Below are 13607 nucleotides of genomic sequence, written 5' to 3'. Positions count from 1 at the left end.
GATCGCCCATCAAAAACAGAAGGTCTGTTTTCAATCTATCAATCTTAGTTTCTCATATTTTGCTGGGCATACCAAGAAAATCATTGCGCATCGGCAGCCGTTCCCCTCTTTTGTGGCCTGAAAACACCTGGCAGGCTGCAACCAGATATCCTTTCTCAAATTTGCCACCAGTTTTGAATCCACGACAAGGCCTGGTCGAGAGCGGCTGATTCTTTCCTGGAGGTGTGGAAACAATCATACTCTTCCCTGGACAGAGACAGAGGATGATCATCAGCCAGCGGGGCCCCGTATAATTCGCTCAAGACCGCGAGGATTCCGGCCAGCATGTTGTCTCGATCATACCCGCCTTCCAGAGTATACAGCAGTCTTCCTCCGCACAGTTCAGCTGCCAGATCCACCAGAGCCCTGGTCATATAGGCTATTCCCGCAGGGGACACCCGCATTGTCCCGGTCGGATCACCGGCCATGATATCAAACCCACAGGAGACGAGAATATACTCCGGTCGATAGGCCCGGGCCAGAGGGATAACCAGTTCGTTGATAATCCGGGCATATTCCTCGTCATCACGACCGGCTGCCAGGGGAATGTTGACCGTAAACCCGCCCCCTCTTCCCTGGCCTGATTCAGGCAAGGCGCCGGTCCCGGGATAGAGAGGATACTGATGGAGTGAACAGTACAGCACCGTATCCTGCTGATAAAAACTGTGCTGGGTGCCGTTTCCGTGGTGCAGGTCCCAATCGATGATCATGATCCGTTTCGCACCCAGTTTCCTAATCGCCCAGCGCGCACCGACCGCAATATTGTTGAACAGGCAGAAGCCCATGGCCCGATGGCGCTCGGCATGGTGCCCCGGCGGGCGTACCAGACAGAAGCCATTGTCGATTTCACCTCGGTGCAGACGGGTCAGGCCGTCGACCACGGCACCGACGGCAAGCAGTGCCGCCTGGTAGGAGTCGGCGGACGCCCTGGTATCAGCATCGAGGAAAGTGGCGGGAAGGTTTGCCGTGGCGGCAATCGCCTGCACATGTTCCCGGCTGTGAATCAACTGCACCGTGGATGCCGCGGACTTTTTCCAGGATGGATAGATAAGCTTGGCGGCAATTTCGTCCCTTTCCAGTTCCTGATACACGGCCTGCAGTCTCGCCGCGGACTCGATATGTTCCCGGCCGGTATCATGGGCCAGAAAAAGGTCATTTTTATAGACAGCCGTTTTTCTCATTGTTCTGCCTGGCTCACCATAAGAACTTCTTGCTCGGTGATCACTATATCCATGGGAATATCATGGGATTGCGCAGGGATATATTCTGTCAGCTGCAAGGCAAAAGCCAGCCCGATGCGCACGGCCTGTGGCGAGGCTGCCAGAAAACGGTCATAATACCCTCTGCCATACCCGAGACGATGGCCGCACCGGTCAAAAACAATACCGGGAACAAAGGCAACGTCAATGTCGCTCAGGGCCGCAACATGGTCCTTTGCCCTGTGGTGCATCGGTTCGAGAATACCTTTATACCCCAGGGCCAGATCAGTGCCGGGATCGGAAACGGTCACGGCCAGCATGCGGGAATGGCCGGGAACAGTCAGAGGGACGCTGACGATTTTTCCTGCTTGCAGGCATCGCTGCAGCAACCCCATGGTGTCCACTTCACTCTGGTAGCTGCAATACAGAAAAAAATGGTTTTTTTCCCGGAAAATCGGCAAGCCGGTCACCAATTCGGCAATCCGCGCACTCATGGTATCGCGCTGTTCCCGGGAAAGAACGTTGCGGCGGGTGAGAAATCTGGTTCGCAATTCTTGACGATCCATGCATCGGTGATCGGTCATGCACCCCTTCCCTGGTTGAGATTGAACCTGAATAAATGATCAACTCGTTTACCTGCAACCGGTGAAATGTACAAACAAAAAAACGGGCGGCCCCCCTATAGGGATGCCGCCCGTTCATGGCCATGGCAAATCCGCTTACATCGGCAGCAGCAGTTTATTGCTGTCCTCGTTCCAGCTAACAATCAGAGTCCAGACCAGGCAGAAACCGAGAATCAGAGCCAGGGTGTACCCATACCCCATGACATCGGGAAGATAGACATACCTGCCGAGATATCCTTTCTGCTCAAACTGATAATGAGAGAACCAGGCGATCATCAGGGAGTTGGAAAGAGCGAAGAAAGGGACAACCAGCCACAGTTTAATCTGCCCCTCACCGACACGCCACAGGGTACCGGAGCCACAGCCACCGGCCAGCATGGCACCGAGACCGAAAATAAAACCGCCGACAACCCCGCCCCAGCCAAAGGTGCCGCGAACATAATGCATTGGGTTGAGAACAGGTTCTCCTAAAAGGCGGGCTTCTACGCTGTATTTGAGGACAACAGCGCCTACGGCGACAATGGCGATGGAAATAGCCACCGATTTAGCCATTTTGCAGTCACCGGTCATATGCGGCTCGCGAAAACCCTGCACCATGCACCAGCGACCACGCTGCATGGCATAGCCGATCCCGGTTGCCAGTAAAATAATGCCGGAAAGAGACGTGATATGATCCATGTACCAACTGTCGCCGGAGAAATTGACATAGGAATTGGCAAGCCATATGATGCCGATCAGCCCGGCAAGCCCCAGGATGCCCTGAACCACGTAGGGAATCTCGAGTGTATACGACCCGCCGCTGCCCCAGGACACATGCTCCATTTCTTTATACAGAAGCCACAGGCCAAGGAGTACACCGGGGATAATACCGATGAACATGGCAAAACCGTTGGCAGCCAGATTACCGATGGCGCTGTAAATACCGCCGACGTTACAGCCCGCGGCCAGGGCCGCACCGACGCCCATGAGCACACCGGCAATCATCGCCTTGACATATTCCCGGATCGGGGGGAAGCGCAAGGCGAATTGACCACCGAGACAGGCGGAAATAAACGCACCGACGATGAGGCCGATGCCGATGACTGATCCGGTGTTGAACAGAATCGACTGGGTCAGAATCGGATCGCCGAAATTGTCAACGAACCGGTCAGGACCATACAGCCCAACACCATACAGCATCCAGTCACCCCAGTTGCGCACAGCCCCGACAGCCCCCCAGGGCCGCCACCAGGCCATGATCAGGATCGTAAGAATGGCAACCACGATACCGGTCAGAATCGGATTCCATTCATCCTGACAAAATGCTCTGTAGAGGTCTTTAATTTTTTGCCAAAGTATCTTGAGATCTTCCATACGACAGCCTCCTGTCCCCTTGAAAAAAAGTAAAACAGCCAAAGAACTCCAAAACCTACGATACAATCTTCTTTGTTTCTCAGCTCAGAACCATCGGGACAGGGGAAGGTTTTTCCGTATCCCACCTGGATATGGGTGATGAAGCAAAGGGATTTGAAAAAGTGCTCTGGAGAAAATCCCTGAATAAAACAGGATATCTCCAGGTATTGCGGTCTCTGCAATCCCGTGAAAATACCTTTGCCATTCGCTTTTGTCAATACACGCAACGGCCTCAACCGACAACATCATGTAAACGCTCGTTTTTTTGGCCTGTGCCCTTCAACAAAAGTTACGAAAAGTCTCCTGTCCAGCCGTTGTTCCTTCTGTTTCTGCCTTGACATCAACAATTTTTAACTATAAAACTATCCCGAATTATTTTCATACGATTTAATGGCCTTTTACCCAAAAGAAATTTTTTTAAGGAGAGTACACAATGAGTGATGTAAAAGTAGCTCCAGACGGCCTGGAAGCCGCCGCAGTTCTTGATGCAAAAGGTTTGAGCTGTCCCATGCCGCTGCTCCGCACCAAAAAAGAAATCGGCAAAATCAACTCCGGAGAGATTCTCCACGTCCAAGGCACCGACCCTGGCTCCAGAAACGACATCCCCGGATGGTGCGAGCGTTCCGGCCACGAATACCTTGGCGAGAAAGAAGAGACCGGCTACATCAGCTTTTTTATCAAAAAAGGATAAGGACTCGACCCACTCAATCCTTGCAACAGGAGGAAGAAGCCAATGGCTGCCGACCCGAACAAACTGGGCATATTTGTCACCTGCCCTCAAAATATGCGACACATTCTGGGATTGACCAAAGCCGCTGTCCGTGCCGGAAAAAAGGTGATGATATTCTTCACCCACAAATCGGTTCACCTGACAAAATCCCCGGAATTCTCTGAATTAAGCCAACTCTGCGCCGTCGAGGACATCGCCATCTGCGCCGACAGTTATATCTGTGAAGGGTATGACAACGTCACCGATGTCCCCCGGGGCCTGACCGACAAGCAGATGCGGACCCAGGCTTTCCATGGCGCCATTCTTGATCAATGCGCCAAGTACATCGTCATGTGAGGAGATGCGGAAATGGAATCATTAAAAGTATATATCCTGGTCGCCAACCGTGTGTACACTGACGGTATCCGATCCGGTCTAGGTCTTGCTGTCGAAAATCATTACGCGTACCCGGTCATCATGAACGGCGAGTTCCCCCGCATGTCCGAATACATGGCCGAAAATATCGCCTGGATTGCCGATATGGAAGGGGCCGTGTTCAGTTGTGGCGTCGATGCGCCGACGGATCTCCCCGAAGGAACCGAAATCACCAATATCTCCCTGGAAGAACTCGGAGAAAAAATGAGAGAAGCTGATTTCATCATTCCGTATGGCATGCCCAAGCAATCGCACGAACCTCCCGGCGCGTGTAGTGAATAACAGGAGAATATCATGAAGATACTGCAGGTTTACAGATCGGAACCAACCGATGATGTGAAAAAGCTTGTTGAAATACTCAACCGTGACCGGGTTGCGGATGAGTTCAAACTGTACAGCGATCAACCGAATTACGACACGCTGGTTCAGAAAATCTTCGCCAACGACAAAACCGTTTGCTGGTGGTAAGTCTCTCAACCGAGACTTCTTTTTCTGCCCTGTCATTTCATGTGACAGGGCTTTTTTTATCCCTGGATCATGGACGGCTGGTGAAAGTTATTGTCAGGGATTTCGTTACAATTAATAGATGGCTACAGCAAGATATATCTTAAACAAGAATCCAGTTGTCACGGATTCAGGACGCAATTGATTACCTGCACCGGTCACGTATCGGTTTCATGAGACAGTCGTGGAACAACGGGCGGAATAGTTTTATTTTTTCATTGGTTCGTGCAGGGTGGGTCCTGTTGGTCAACAGCACCATGATAACCTCCTGGTCGGGATCAATCCAGAATGATGTCCCGCTGAAACCGAGATGGCCGGCGCTGCGAGGAGAAAAAGAGCTTCCGCTGCTCGATCGACCCGGTGTCGGCGTATCAAACCCCAGCCTCTGAAGGGTGGTCTGTTTTTCAAAAGACAGCGCCCGCTGCATCAGCGCATTCGCCATCCCCAGGTGCGAATCCCTTCCCTGCCATGCATCAAGAATGTGCTCGCAGAGCCGCACGACCGCCTCTGCAGTCCCAAACAGGCCGGCATGACCGGACACTCCCCCCATCAACCAGCAATGTTCGTCGTGGACTTCTCCCTGGATAATTTTTTGACGCCAGGGGCAATGCTCTGTAGCAGCAACAGATCTCCCAGCCCTTCTTTCCGCACTCTCAAGAGGTAGAAAGCGGAGGTCAGCAGAGAGGTGCAGTGGTTCGGCAACCACCCCCTCAAACACTTTTTCAAGAAGTACGCCGCCTTGTTGTTCAATAATTGCTGCCAGCAGAATGAAGCCAAGATCACTGTACACCCTGGTTGTTCCCGGCGTATGCTCCAGTGGTTCCCTTAAAAGCAGATCAAGAAGTAACTGGCGGTTTTTCCGCGCCGCTGTTGGCTGGAATGCCTGGAAATAGGGACGATACGCAGGCAGTCCCGCACAATGCGCCAGCAGGTGCTCTATTGTTATACCCTGTTTGTCCCCAGGCATATCCGCATCGAGCACCGACCGGCACGAAGTGTCCAGGGTCAGTTGGCCTTGGTCAATGAGGTACAGGGTACACAAAGTGGTACACAAGGGTTTGGTCAACGATGCGAGATCAAACAAAGTATCCCGACGTACCGCTTCCCGATGCCCATCGGATCTCGTCCAGCCGCCACTGAACAGCGCGCGAGACCAGCCTGTTTTTCCCCGGACACTCACTGCCGCCGACACTCCAGGAAAAACGCCTTGCTCAAGCCCCTGGGCACAGGCCCTGTTGAGCATAATATTTATTTGATCTTTCATCCTTTTTACCGCAAGCGAAACCGATTATTTGTTTGAAATTTGCTCAACTTTGAAGTAAAATTAAATGTTATCTTTTTAAACGAAACACCTTGATCGTTAAAGCGTGCTCCCACGAGTAGAACACTGCTCAAAACAGATACAGATGCGGCCCTGCACCCAGTCAACCGATCCACCTACATAAGCTCAGCAGACTTTCAGACATGCTGATGTATCGCTTCCACTCTCATTTTTCCATTAAAGGATGGTACCATGGCGTTTCATTTCAAAATCGACAGGGAAGAATTACTCCGCGCTGTCAGCGCCCAGCAGAATATCACCGGTAAAAGAGGGACCATAGCTATTCTAGCCAATGTCCTGATCGAAGTCGAATCCGACCATATCGTCATAACCGGAACCGACCTGGAAATTGCCTTGAAGCAGACCGTTGCCGCGGAGGTGCTGACCACCGGAGTCCTCACCCTGCCGGCTAAAAAGCTGTATGAGGTCGCCAGGGAATCGGGGTCAGCGACCATCTCGCTGCAGGAAGTCGACAATAATTGGGTGGAGATTACCGCTGGATCGAGCCTCTACCGTCTGGCGGGGATGGTGGCTGATGAATTTCCCCAATTTCCAGCCTACGATGAAAGCGCCATGGTGTCGGTGGACAGTGCTATTATCGCCGATCTGGTGGATAAAACCATTTTTTCCATCGCCCAGGACAAGGAAAGCATGCTCTCTTTGACCGCCGCCCGGCTGCAGAAAGTCGAAGAAAATGAACAGCTCCTGCTGAAAATGGTTTCCTCCGATGGCCACCGTTTGACGCTCATGGGCCGACAGGTCCCGGATTCGGTGCGGGATCTGCACCTGAACCCCACCACCCTGATTCCTCGGCGAGGTGTTCAGGAAATCAGAAAGTTCTGTGACAGCAGGGACACCTTCTTCTTGGGAATTGAAGAAAAACAGGCGGTTTGCAAAAGTCAGGACGCTTTGCTTATCATTCGGCTGATGGAGAGTGATTTTCCCGATATTCAAGGCATCATGCACGTACTGAGCAAAGATAATGTCATCACCATTGACAGGAACCGTTTTCTGGAGAGTTTACGACGCATCAATCTCTTCACTGAAGATATTTTCCATGCCATCAGAATGGATGTCCATGATAACACCATGGTTTTGACATCGCAGAATGCAGACTATGGCTCGGCAAAAGATGAGTTTACCGTGGCCTACAACGGCGAACCATTGTCTCTTGGCTTTAATTGTCGATATTTCATCGAAAGTCTCCAGGTCATGGAAGGAGACATTATTTCCGCCAGCATCAGCTCCCAGGATAGTCCCTGCATGATAACCTCTGACGATGACAAAGGTTTTATCAGCATCATTATGCCCATGAAGCTTTAAAGCCGGCCCGTAAACGATTACAGGCGACTCGGTTTATATAATACTCATCCATCCTTTTTTTCTTCAGACATGCAATGAACGAAACAGATAAATCATCCTATGGCGCTCAACAGATTCAGGTCCTCGATGGCCTTGAAGCCGTTCGCAAACGTCCCTCCATGTACATCGGCAATACAGGAGAGGAAGGCCTGCACCACCTCATCTATGAAGTTGTCGACAACTCCATTGATGAAGCCCTGGCCGGTCATTGCGACTGGATCAGCGTCACCATCCATGAAGACAACTCTGTCACTGTCGAAGACAACGGCCGGGGTATTCCCGTCGACATGCACCCCACCGAACAGATGTCAGCCCTTGAGCTGGTCATGACCACCTTGCACGCCGGTGGAAAATTCGACCACTCCACGTATAAAGTTTCCGGCGGCCTGCACGGCGTGGGTGTCTCGGTGGTCAACGCGCTCAGCACCCGCACCGTGGCCCAGGTCAAACGAAACGGACGTATGTACAGACAGACCTATGCCTATGGCGTCCGCACCAGCGATCTCGAAGACACAGGAACCAGCGACAAGACCGGAACAAGCATTTTCTTTACCCCGGATGCACGGATTTTCACCGAAAGCACGGTGTTTAAATACGACACCATCAACAACAGGATGCGGGAACTCGCCTTCCTCAACAAGAATATCACCATTTCTCTCAAGGACGAGCGGGACGGGGCGGAGAACACCTACCATTTTGACGGCGGCATCGCCTCCTATGTCAAGTATCTCAACAGAAAACGCACCTGCGTGCACCCCGACCCCATCCTCATTTCCGGAGAAAAGGAAGGTGTCCAGGTCGATGTCTGCTTTCAGTATTTTGACGGTTATTCAGAGCGTTTGTTTTCCTTTGTCAACAATATCAACACCAAAGAAGGCGGTACCCATGTTGCCGGGTTTCGGGCCGCTTTAACCAAATGCATCAACAGGTACGCCGGCGACGATATTGTTCCCAAAAATCTGCGAGAAAAAATGGGGGGGGATGATGTCCGGGAAGGTCTCACCTGTGTCATTTCCGTCCGGGTTCCCAACCCCCAGTTTGAAGGCCAGACCAAAGGAAAACTGGGCAACTCAGAGGTTAAATCCATTGTCGAATCGCTTTGCGCGGACAGGTTGGCCAACTACCTGGAACAGCACCCGGCCGTTGCCCGTGCTATCCTCGGCAAAGTGGTGGAAGCGGCGCGGGCCAGGGACGCGGCACGCAAGGCGCGGGATTTATCGAGAAAAAAGGGCAGCCTTTCCGTGCTTATGGCCGGCAAGTTGGCAGAATGCCAGAGTAAAAATCCGGCCGAACGTGAATTGTTCATAGTTGAGGGTGATTCGGCCGGAGGTTCAGCCAAACAAGGTCGAGACCGTGCCATTCAGGCCATTCTGCCGTTGCGCGGTAAGATCATGAATGTGGAGAAAGCCCGGTTCGACAAAATTCTCGGATCCGAGGAAATCAAACAGCTGGTGGCCTCCCTGGGGACCGGGATCGGCAGTGAAGAGTTTGATCTGGGAAAACTCCGCTACCACAAAATAATCATCATGACCGATGCCGATGTGGACGGCGCTCATATCAGGACCCTGCTGCTGACCTTTTTCTACCGGCAGATGCTGCCTCTCATCGAAAACGGGCATATCTATATCGGTCAACCACCGCTCTATCGTCTAGGCCGGGGGAAAAAAGAACAGTATTTCCTCAACGATGAAGCCCTCAACACCTACCTGTACTCCCAGGCCAGCACCCTGATGCGCATCCGCAGCGAACAAGGCGGGATTCTCGATCAGGAGGACATGGTCGACTTCCTGCGTAAATTCTCGTATTTCTCGCAGGTTCTCGCCTACCTGGAGCGCCTCAACATAGAAGAAGCCCTGATTCTGTTTTTACTGGCAAACAAGGTCCAGACAGCCCTGCAGTTTGAAGACCGGGCCTTTGTCGAATCCCTGCGCGAGCAGCTCATGGCAGAGGCCTCGCTGGTGGGCGAGATTCGTCCCTGCGACTGGCGGCCCGCCTGCTGGGAGTTTCCCGTTACCTTCAGCGGCAAATCACCCATGGCCGCGGTCATCGGCCCCAACATTCCTTTGATCAATGAGTACCGCCATGCCCTTGAGCTGTACAAGACCCTGCATCCCTACCTCACGTGCTCTTTCACCCTGCTCAAGTTATCGTCAAGCGGACAGGAAGCAGAACTTCCCGCAGCCGACTGGCGCGGGCTGATCGAACTGGTCCGGGATGAGACCTTCAAAGGCAGTCATCTGCAACGCTACAAAGGTCTGGGCGAGATGAATCCGGAGCAGCTGTGGGAAACCACCATGAACCCTGACAACCGATCCCTGGTCCAGGTCAACATCGACGATGTTCAACTCACCGATGACACCTTCACCACCCTGATGGGAGACAAAGTCGAGCCACGCAGGGAGTTCATTCAAAACCATGCCCTGGAGGTTGCGGATCTGGATATCTGATCCCTTCTTTTTTCACTGTACGGCAACCTTCTCTTAAGCACGCTTCAAGCAGGAACATATCATGACCGAACAATCCACGGGAAGTGACCAGTACCCCACTATCCCCATTGAACGAGAACTACGGAAATCCTACCTGGATTACGCCATGTCGGTCATCATCGGCAGGGCCCTGCCCGATGTCCGCGACGGGCTGAAACCGGTGCACCGGCGCACCCTGTTTGCCATGCGCGAACTGGGCAATACCTACAACCGACCATACATCAAGTCAGCCCGCATCGTCGGTGACGTCATCGGTAAGTATCATCCCCACGGCGACACCGCCGCCTACGATACCCTGGTGCGCATGGCCCAGGGTTTCTCCATGCGGTACCCGCTTGTCGACGGGCAGGGCAACTTCGGTTCCATGGATGGTGATTCCGCCGCGGCCATGCGCTATACCGAGGCCAGAATGACCAAGCTCGACCAGGAACTGGTCGCGGATCTGGACAAGGAAACCGTCGATTTTGTCGCCAACTACGACAACTCCCTTCAGGAGCCTTCGGTTCTGCCCTCCAGAATACCCAATATCCTGATCAACGGATCAGAAGGCATTGCCGTGGGCATGGCCACCAAGATCCCACCCCATAATCTCACCGAAATCATCGATGGTCTCCTGGCCCTGATCGAAGATCCGGACATCACCGTCCATCGGTTGATGGAGATCATTCCCGGACCGGATTTTCCCACCGGCGGATTCATCTGCGGGCGGGCCGGCATCCGAGAGGCCTATGAAACAGGAAGGGGTGTGGTGATCATGCGTTCCAAGACCCACATCGAACCGCGTGGCCCCCATGGCGAATCGATCATCATCACCGAAATACCCTATCAACAGAACAAAGCCTCCCTGGTGGAAAAAATCGCCCTGTTGATCAAGGAGAAACGGATCGCCTCCATCATGGAAATCCGCGACGAATCCGACCGCCATGGGGTGCGGGTGGTGCTGGACCTCAGAAAGGACGAAGTTCCGGAGGTGGTCATCAATCAGCTTTACAAGGCGACCCCGCTGCAGAAAAGCTTCGGCATCATTCTCCTCTGCATCGTCAACAACAAACCGGAAATTCTTAATCTCAAGCAGATTCTCCAGCACTTCATCGCCCACCGGCGCACCGTGGTCTACCGCCGGACAGCCTATGAACTGCGCAAGGCCGAGGAGCGGGCCCATATCCTCGAAGGGCTGAAAATCGCCATTACCCACCTGGATGAAGTGGTTGCCCTGATCAAGGCCTCAGCCAACCCGGCGGAAGCCAAGGAAGGGTTGATCGACCGTTTCGAGTTGTCCGAGATCCAGGCACAGACCATTCTCGATATGCGCCTGCAGCGCCTCACCGGCCTGGAACGTGATAAAATAATCGCCGACTATCAGGAGATTCTTGAAAAAATAGCCTGGCTGAACAAGGTGCTCAGCGACGATGGCCTGGTCATGCAGATCATCCGGGACGAATTCGCCGCCATCCGCGAAGAATACGGCGACCAGCGTCGGACGGAAATTATCGACGCTGTCGACGAAATTCTCCCTGAAGACCTGATTGCCCCCGAAGAGATGGTGGTGACCGTGTCCCACACCGGCTATATCAAACGCAATCCCCTGACCCTGTACCGGGCGCAGCGGCGCGGCGGCAAGGGGATCAAGGGCATGGCCACCCAGGAGGGGGACTTTGTCACCAACCTGTATACGGCCTCCTCCCTGGATACCTTTTTGTTCTTCACCAACAAGGGCCGGGTCTTCTGGCGTAAGGTCCATGAACTCCCCCTTGCCGGCCGGACCGCCCGGGGCCGGGCCATTGTCAACCTGTTGGAACTGGGGGAAAAGGAAAAAGTGGCCGCCATCCTTCCGGTGGCGGATCTGGCCAACATGGACGACAATGTCTCCGTTCTCACGGTCACCAAGTTGGGACGGGTGAAAAAAACCTTTATCTCCGAATACAAACGACCGCTGCGCAAAGGAAAGTTCGGCTTGACCATCCGCGATGACGATGAAATTCTTTCCGCGGCCATCACCTCGGGTGAAGATGAAATCATTCTCGTCACCAGGAAAGGCCTGTCCATCCATTTCCATGAATCCGATGTCCGGGGCATGGGCCGGATGGCAGCCGGTGTCAAGGGTATTACCCTGGGTGAAGACGACGAGGTTGTCGGCGTGGCCATTATCCGCAACCCGGACGACTCCATCCTCACGGTCACGGAAAAAGGCTATGGGAAACGCACGGCCGTTTCGGAATACCCCCTGCAGAGCCGGGGGGGCAAAGGCGTCTTCACCATCAAGGCCAATGAACGTAACGGCCAGGTTATCGGCGTGCTGCCCGTGGTCGATGATGATCAGGTCATGCTCATTGCCAATTCCGGCAAGATTATCCGCATGCCCATGGATACCATCCGCATCATCGGTCGCAATACCCAGGGGGTTCGTTTAATCAATCTGGATGAGGGCGAACTGGTCGTGGGTCTGTCCATGCTCGCCCGGGAAGAGGAAATTGATAGCAACGGCACCGACAATGGTGATGAGGAAAATGCTGATCAATAAAACCGCGGTTATCGGCGCCGGCAGTTGGGGTACGGCGCTGGCCCTGCTGCTGGCCCGCAAAGGGCTCGACGTCACCCTTTGGGGCCGGGACAGCGCTCATATTAACCGCTTGGCCGCGGAGCGGGAAAATAAAAAATACCTGCCCGGATATCGTCTGCCGGACCCCCTCGTTATAACCGACGATCTGATCGCCGCTGTTGCCGGGGCGCAATGCGTGGTCATGGTGGTCCCTTCCCATGGATATCGGCAGGTGTACCGCGCGATGTTTCCCGGGCTGGAGGACAGGGCCCTGCTTGTTTCCGCGGTGAAAGGAATAGAACTCGATGGCGGCATGACCATGACCGCTGTCATGCGCGAGGAGAGCCGGGATGCGAAATCACTGTTGTTCGGGGTGCTGAGCGGCCCCAGTTTCGCCGAAGAGGTTGCGGCGGAACAGCCCACAGCGGTGACGGTGGCTTTTGCCGATCTGGCGGCGGCGGAAGCCGTCCAGCATCTTTTTTCCAGCAGCTATTTCCGGGTCTATTCGGCCAGTGATGTCGTCGGCCTGGAGATCAGCGGCGCCATGAAAAACGTCATCGCCATTGCCGCCGGCATCTGCGATGGTCTCCATTTCGGCCTCAACACCCGTGCGGCCCTGATCACCCGCGGCCTGGCGGAAATCTCCCGGCTGGGAGCGGCTCTCGGCGCCCAACCACTGACCTTTGCCGGCCTGGGCGGTCTGGGCGACCTGGTCCTGACCTGCACCGGCAACTTGAGCCGTAATCGAACCGTGGGGTTGAAGCTGGGCTCAGGCCTGAGCCTGCCGGAGGCCCTGGCCGAGATGTCCATGGTGGCGGAGGGGGTGAAAACAACCCAGTCCTGTTACCACCTGGCCCAAAAACTCCAGGTGGACATGCCCATTCTCGAGCAGGTCTATCAGGTGCTGTATAGCCACAAAAAATGCGAGGATGCGGTCCACGACCTGTTTCAACGGGACTTGAAACAAGAAGACGCCTGAGTCGAGAAGGGGCTGCTCG

At 53.9% G+C, this 13607-nt stretch carries 12 protein-coding genes; 8 read left to right on the top strand and 4 right to left on the bottom strand.

Features of this window, described 5'->3' with window-relative positions; all coding sequences use genetic code 11:
• Positions 1–155: 155 nt before the first annotated feature.
• From JWG43_RS06770 to JWG43_RS06760, 3 genes are all read right to left on the bottom strand, one after another.
• Positions 156–1220 carry a histone deacetylase family protein gene (locus tag JWG43_RS06770; RefSeq protein WP_205242067.1) on the bottom strand — a complete coding sequence of 355 codons (1065 nt, stop codon included), beginning with the start codon at positions 1218–1220 and terminating at the stop codon, positions 156–158.
• Positions 1217–1822, bottom strand: a complete 606-nt coding sequence (locus tag JWG43_RS06765) for a 5-formyltetrahydrofolate cyclo-ligase (RefSeq protein WP_205242066.1) — start codon at positions 1820–1822, stop codon at positions 1217–1219. Before JWG43_RS06765 ends, JWG43_RS06770 begins: the two co-directional genes overlap by 4 nt.
• A 135-nt stretch (positions 1823–1957) precedes the next feature.
• Entirely contained in the window at positions 1958–3214 is a 1257-nt protein-coding gene (locus JWG43_RS06760; RefSeq protein WP_205242065.1) for a YeeE/YedE thiosulfate transporter family protein, read from the bottom strand.
• 472 nt (positions 3215–3686) lie between these two features.
• Here JWG43_RS06760 and JWG43_RS06755 point away from each other — a divergent pair, with 472 nt between their 5' ends.
• The 4 genes from JWG43_RS06755 to JWG43_RS06740 are packed head-to-tail and all read left to right on the top strand — an operon-like array spanning position 3687 to position 4865.
• Positions 3687–3944: a sulfurtransferase TusA family protein gene (locus tag JWG43_RS06755; protein ID WP_205242064.1), complete on the top strand. Its 258-nt coding sequence runs from the start codon at positions 3687–3689 to the stop codon at positions 3942–3944.
• Positions 3945–3986: 42 nt separating this feature from the next.
• A complete protein-coding gene (locus JWG43_RS06750; protein ID WP_205242063.1) occupies positions 3987–4319 on the top strand; it encodes a hypothetical protein in 333 nt (110 codons plus the stop codon).
• Between the two features lie 12 nt (positions 4320–4331).
• Positions 4332–4679 carry a hypothetical protein gene (locus JWG43_RS06745; RefSeq protein ID WP_205242062.1) on the top strand — a complete coding sequence of 116 codons (348 nt, stop codon included), beginning with the start codon at positions 4332–4334 and terminating at the stop codon, positions 4677–4679.
• Between the two features lie 12 nt (positions 4680–4691).
• Positions 4692–4865 carry a hypothetical protein gene (locus JWG43_RS06740; protein WP_205242061.1) on the top strand — a complete coding sequence of 58 codons (174 nt, stop codon included), beginning with the start codon at positions 4692–4694 and terminating at the stop codon, positions 4863–4865.
• Positions 4866–5046: 181 nt separating this feature from the next.
• Here JWG43_RS06740 and JWG43_RS06735 read toward each other — a convergent pair whose 3' ends face one another.
• Complete coding sequence (locus tag JWG43_RS06735; RefSeq protein ID WP_205242060.1) at positions 5047–6165, bottom strand: serine hydrolase domain-containing protein; 1119 nt, start codon at positions 6163–6165, stop codon at positions 5047–5049.
• 249 nt (positions 6166–6414) lie between these two features.
• Here JWG43_RS06735 and dnaN point away from each other — a divergent pair, with 249 nt between their 5' ends.
• The 4 genes from dnaN to JWG43_RS06715 all read left to right on the top strand — a co-directional run bounded on the left by dnaN (position 6415) and on the right by JWG43_RS06715 (position 13588).
• Entirely contained in the window at positions 6415–7545 is a 1131-nt protein-coding gene (gene dnaN / locus JWG43_RS06730) for a DNA polymerase III subunit beta (protein WP_205242059.1), read from the top strand.
• 74 nt (positions 7546–7619) lie between these two features.
• Positions 7620–10031 (top strand): DNA topoisomerase (ATP-hydrolyzing) subunit B, encoded by a 2412-nt coding sequence (gene gyrB / locus JWG43_RS06725; RefSeq protein WP_205242058.1) that lies wholly within the window; start codon positions 7620–7622, stop codon positions 10029–10031.
• A 61-nt stretch (positions 10032–10092) separates the two neighbouring features.
• Positions 10093–12591 carry a DNA gyrase subunit A gene (gene gyrA / locus JWG43_RS06720; RefSeq protein ID WP_205242057.1) on the top strand — a complete coding sequence of 833 codons (2499 nt, stop codon included), beginning with the start codon at positions 10093–10095 and terminating at the stop codon, positions 12589–12591.
• On the top strand, positions 12581–13588 hold the full coding sequence (locus JWG43_RS06715) for an NAD(P)H-dependent glycerol-3-phosphate dehydrogenase (RefSeq protein ID WP_371925162.1): 1008 nt from the start codon (positions 12581–12583) through the stop codon (positions 13586–13588). The genes gyrA and JWG43_RS06715 overlap by 11 nt, the downstream gene beginning before the upstream one ends.
• The last annotated feature ends 19 nt before the right edge of the window (positions 13589–13607 follow it).

Source organism: Desulfobulbus alkaliphilus, from assembly GCF_016918545.1.
GTDB classification, from domain to species: Bacteria; Desulfobacterota; Desulfobulbia; order Desulfobulbales; family Desulfobulbaceae; genus Desulfobulbus; species Desulfobulbus alkaliphilus.
Note: the sequence above shows the minus strand (reverse complement) of the source record. Positions and strands in the feature narration are given on the sequence as shown.

Excerpts from the sequence above, each read along its gene's own strand:
- JWG43_RS06770 (WP_205242067.1), bottom strand. The coding sequence starts at position 1,220 with ATGAGAAAAACGGCTGTCTATAAAAATGACCTTTTTCTGGCCCATGAT.
- JWG43_RS06745 (WP_205242062.1), top strand. The coding sequence starts at position 4,332 with ATGGAATCATTAAAAGTATATATCCTGGTCGCCAACCGTGTGTACACT.
- JWG43_RS06740 (WP_205242061.1), top strand. The coding sequence starts at position 4,692 with ATGAAGATACTGCAGGTTTACAGATCGGAACCAACCGATGATGTGAAA.
- JWG43_RS06765 (WP_205242066.1), bottom strand. The coding sequence starts at position 1,822 with ATGACCGATCACCGATGCATGGATCGTCAAGAATTGCGAACCAGATTT.
- dnaN (WP_205242059.1), top strand. The coding sequence starts at position 6,415 with ATGGCGTTTCATTTCAAAATCGACAGGGAAGAATTACTCCGCGCTGTC.
- JWG43_RS06755 (WP_205242064.1), top strand. The coding sequence starts at position 3,687 with ATGAGTGATGTAAAAGTAGCTCCAGACGGCCTGGAAGCCGCCGCAGTT.
- gyrA (WP_205242057.1), top strand. The coding sequence starts at position 10,093 with ATGACCGAACAATCCACGGGAAGTGACCAGTACCCCACTATCCCCATT.
- gyrB (WP_205242058.1), top strand. The coding sequence starts at position 7,620 with ATGAACGAAACAGATAAATCATCCTATGGCGCTCAACAGATTCAGGTC.
- JWG43_RS06750 (WP_205242063.1), top strand. The coding sequence starts at position 3,987 with ATGGCTGCCGACCCGAACAAACTGGGCATATTTGTCACCTGCCCTCAA.
- JWG43_RS06735 (WP_205242060.1), bottom strand. The coding sequence starts at position 6,165 with ATGAAAGATCAAATAAATATTATGCTCAACAGGGCCTGTGCCCAGGGG.
- JWG43_RS06760 (WP_205242065.1), bottom strand. The coding sequence starts at position 3,214 with ATGGAAGATCTCAAGATACTTTGGCAAAAAATTAAAGACCTCTACAGA.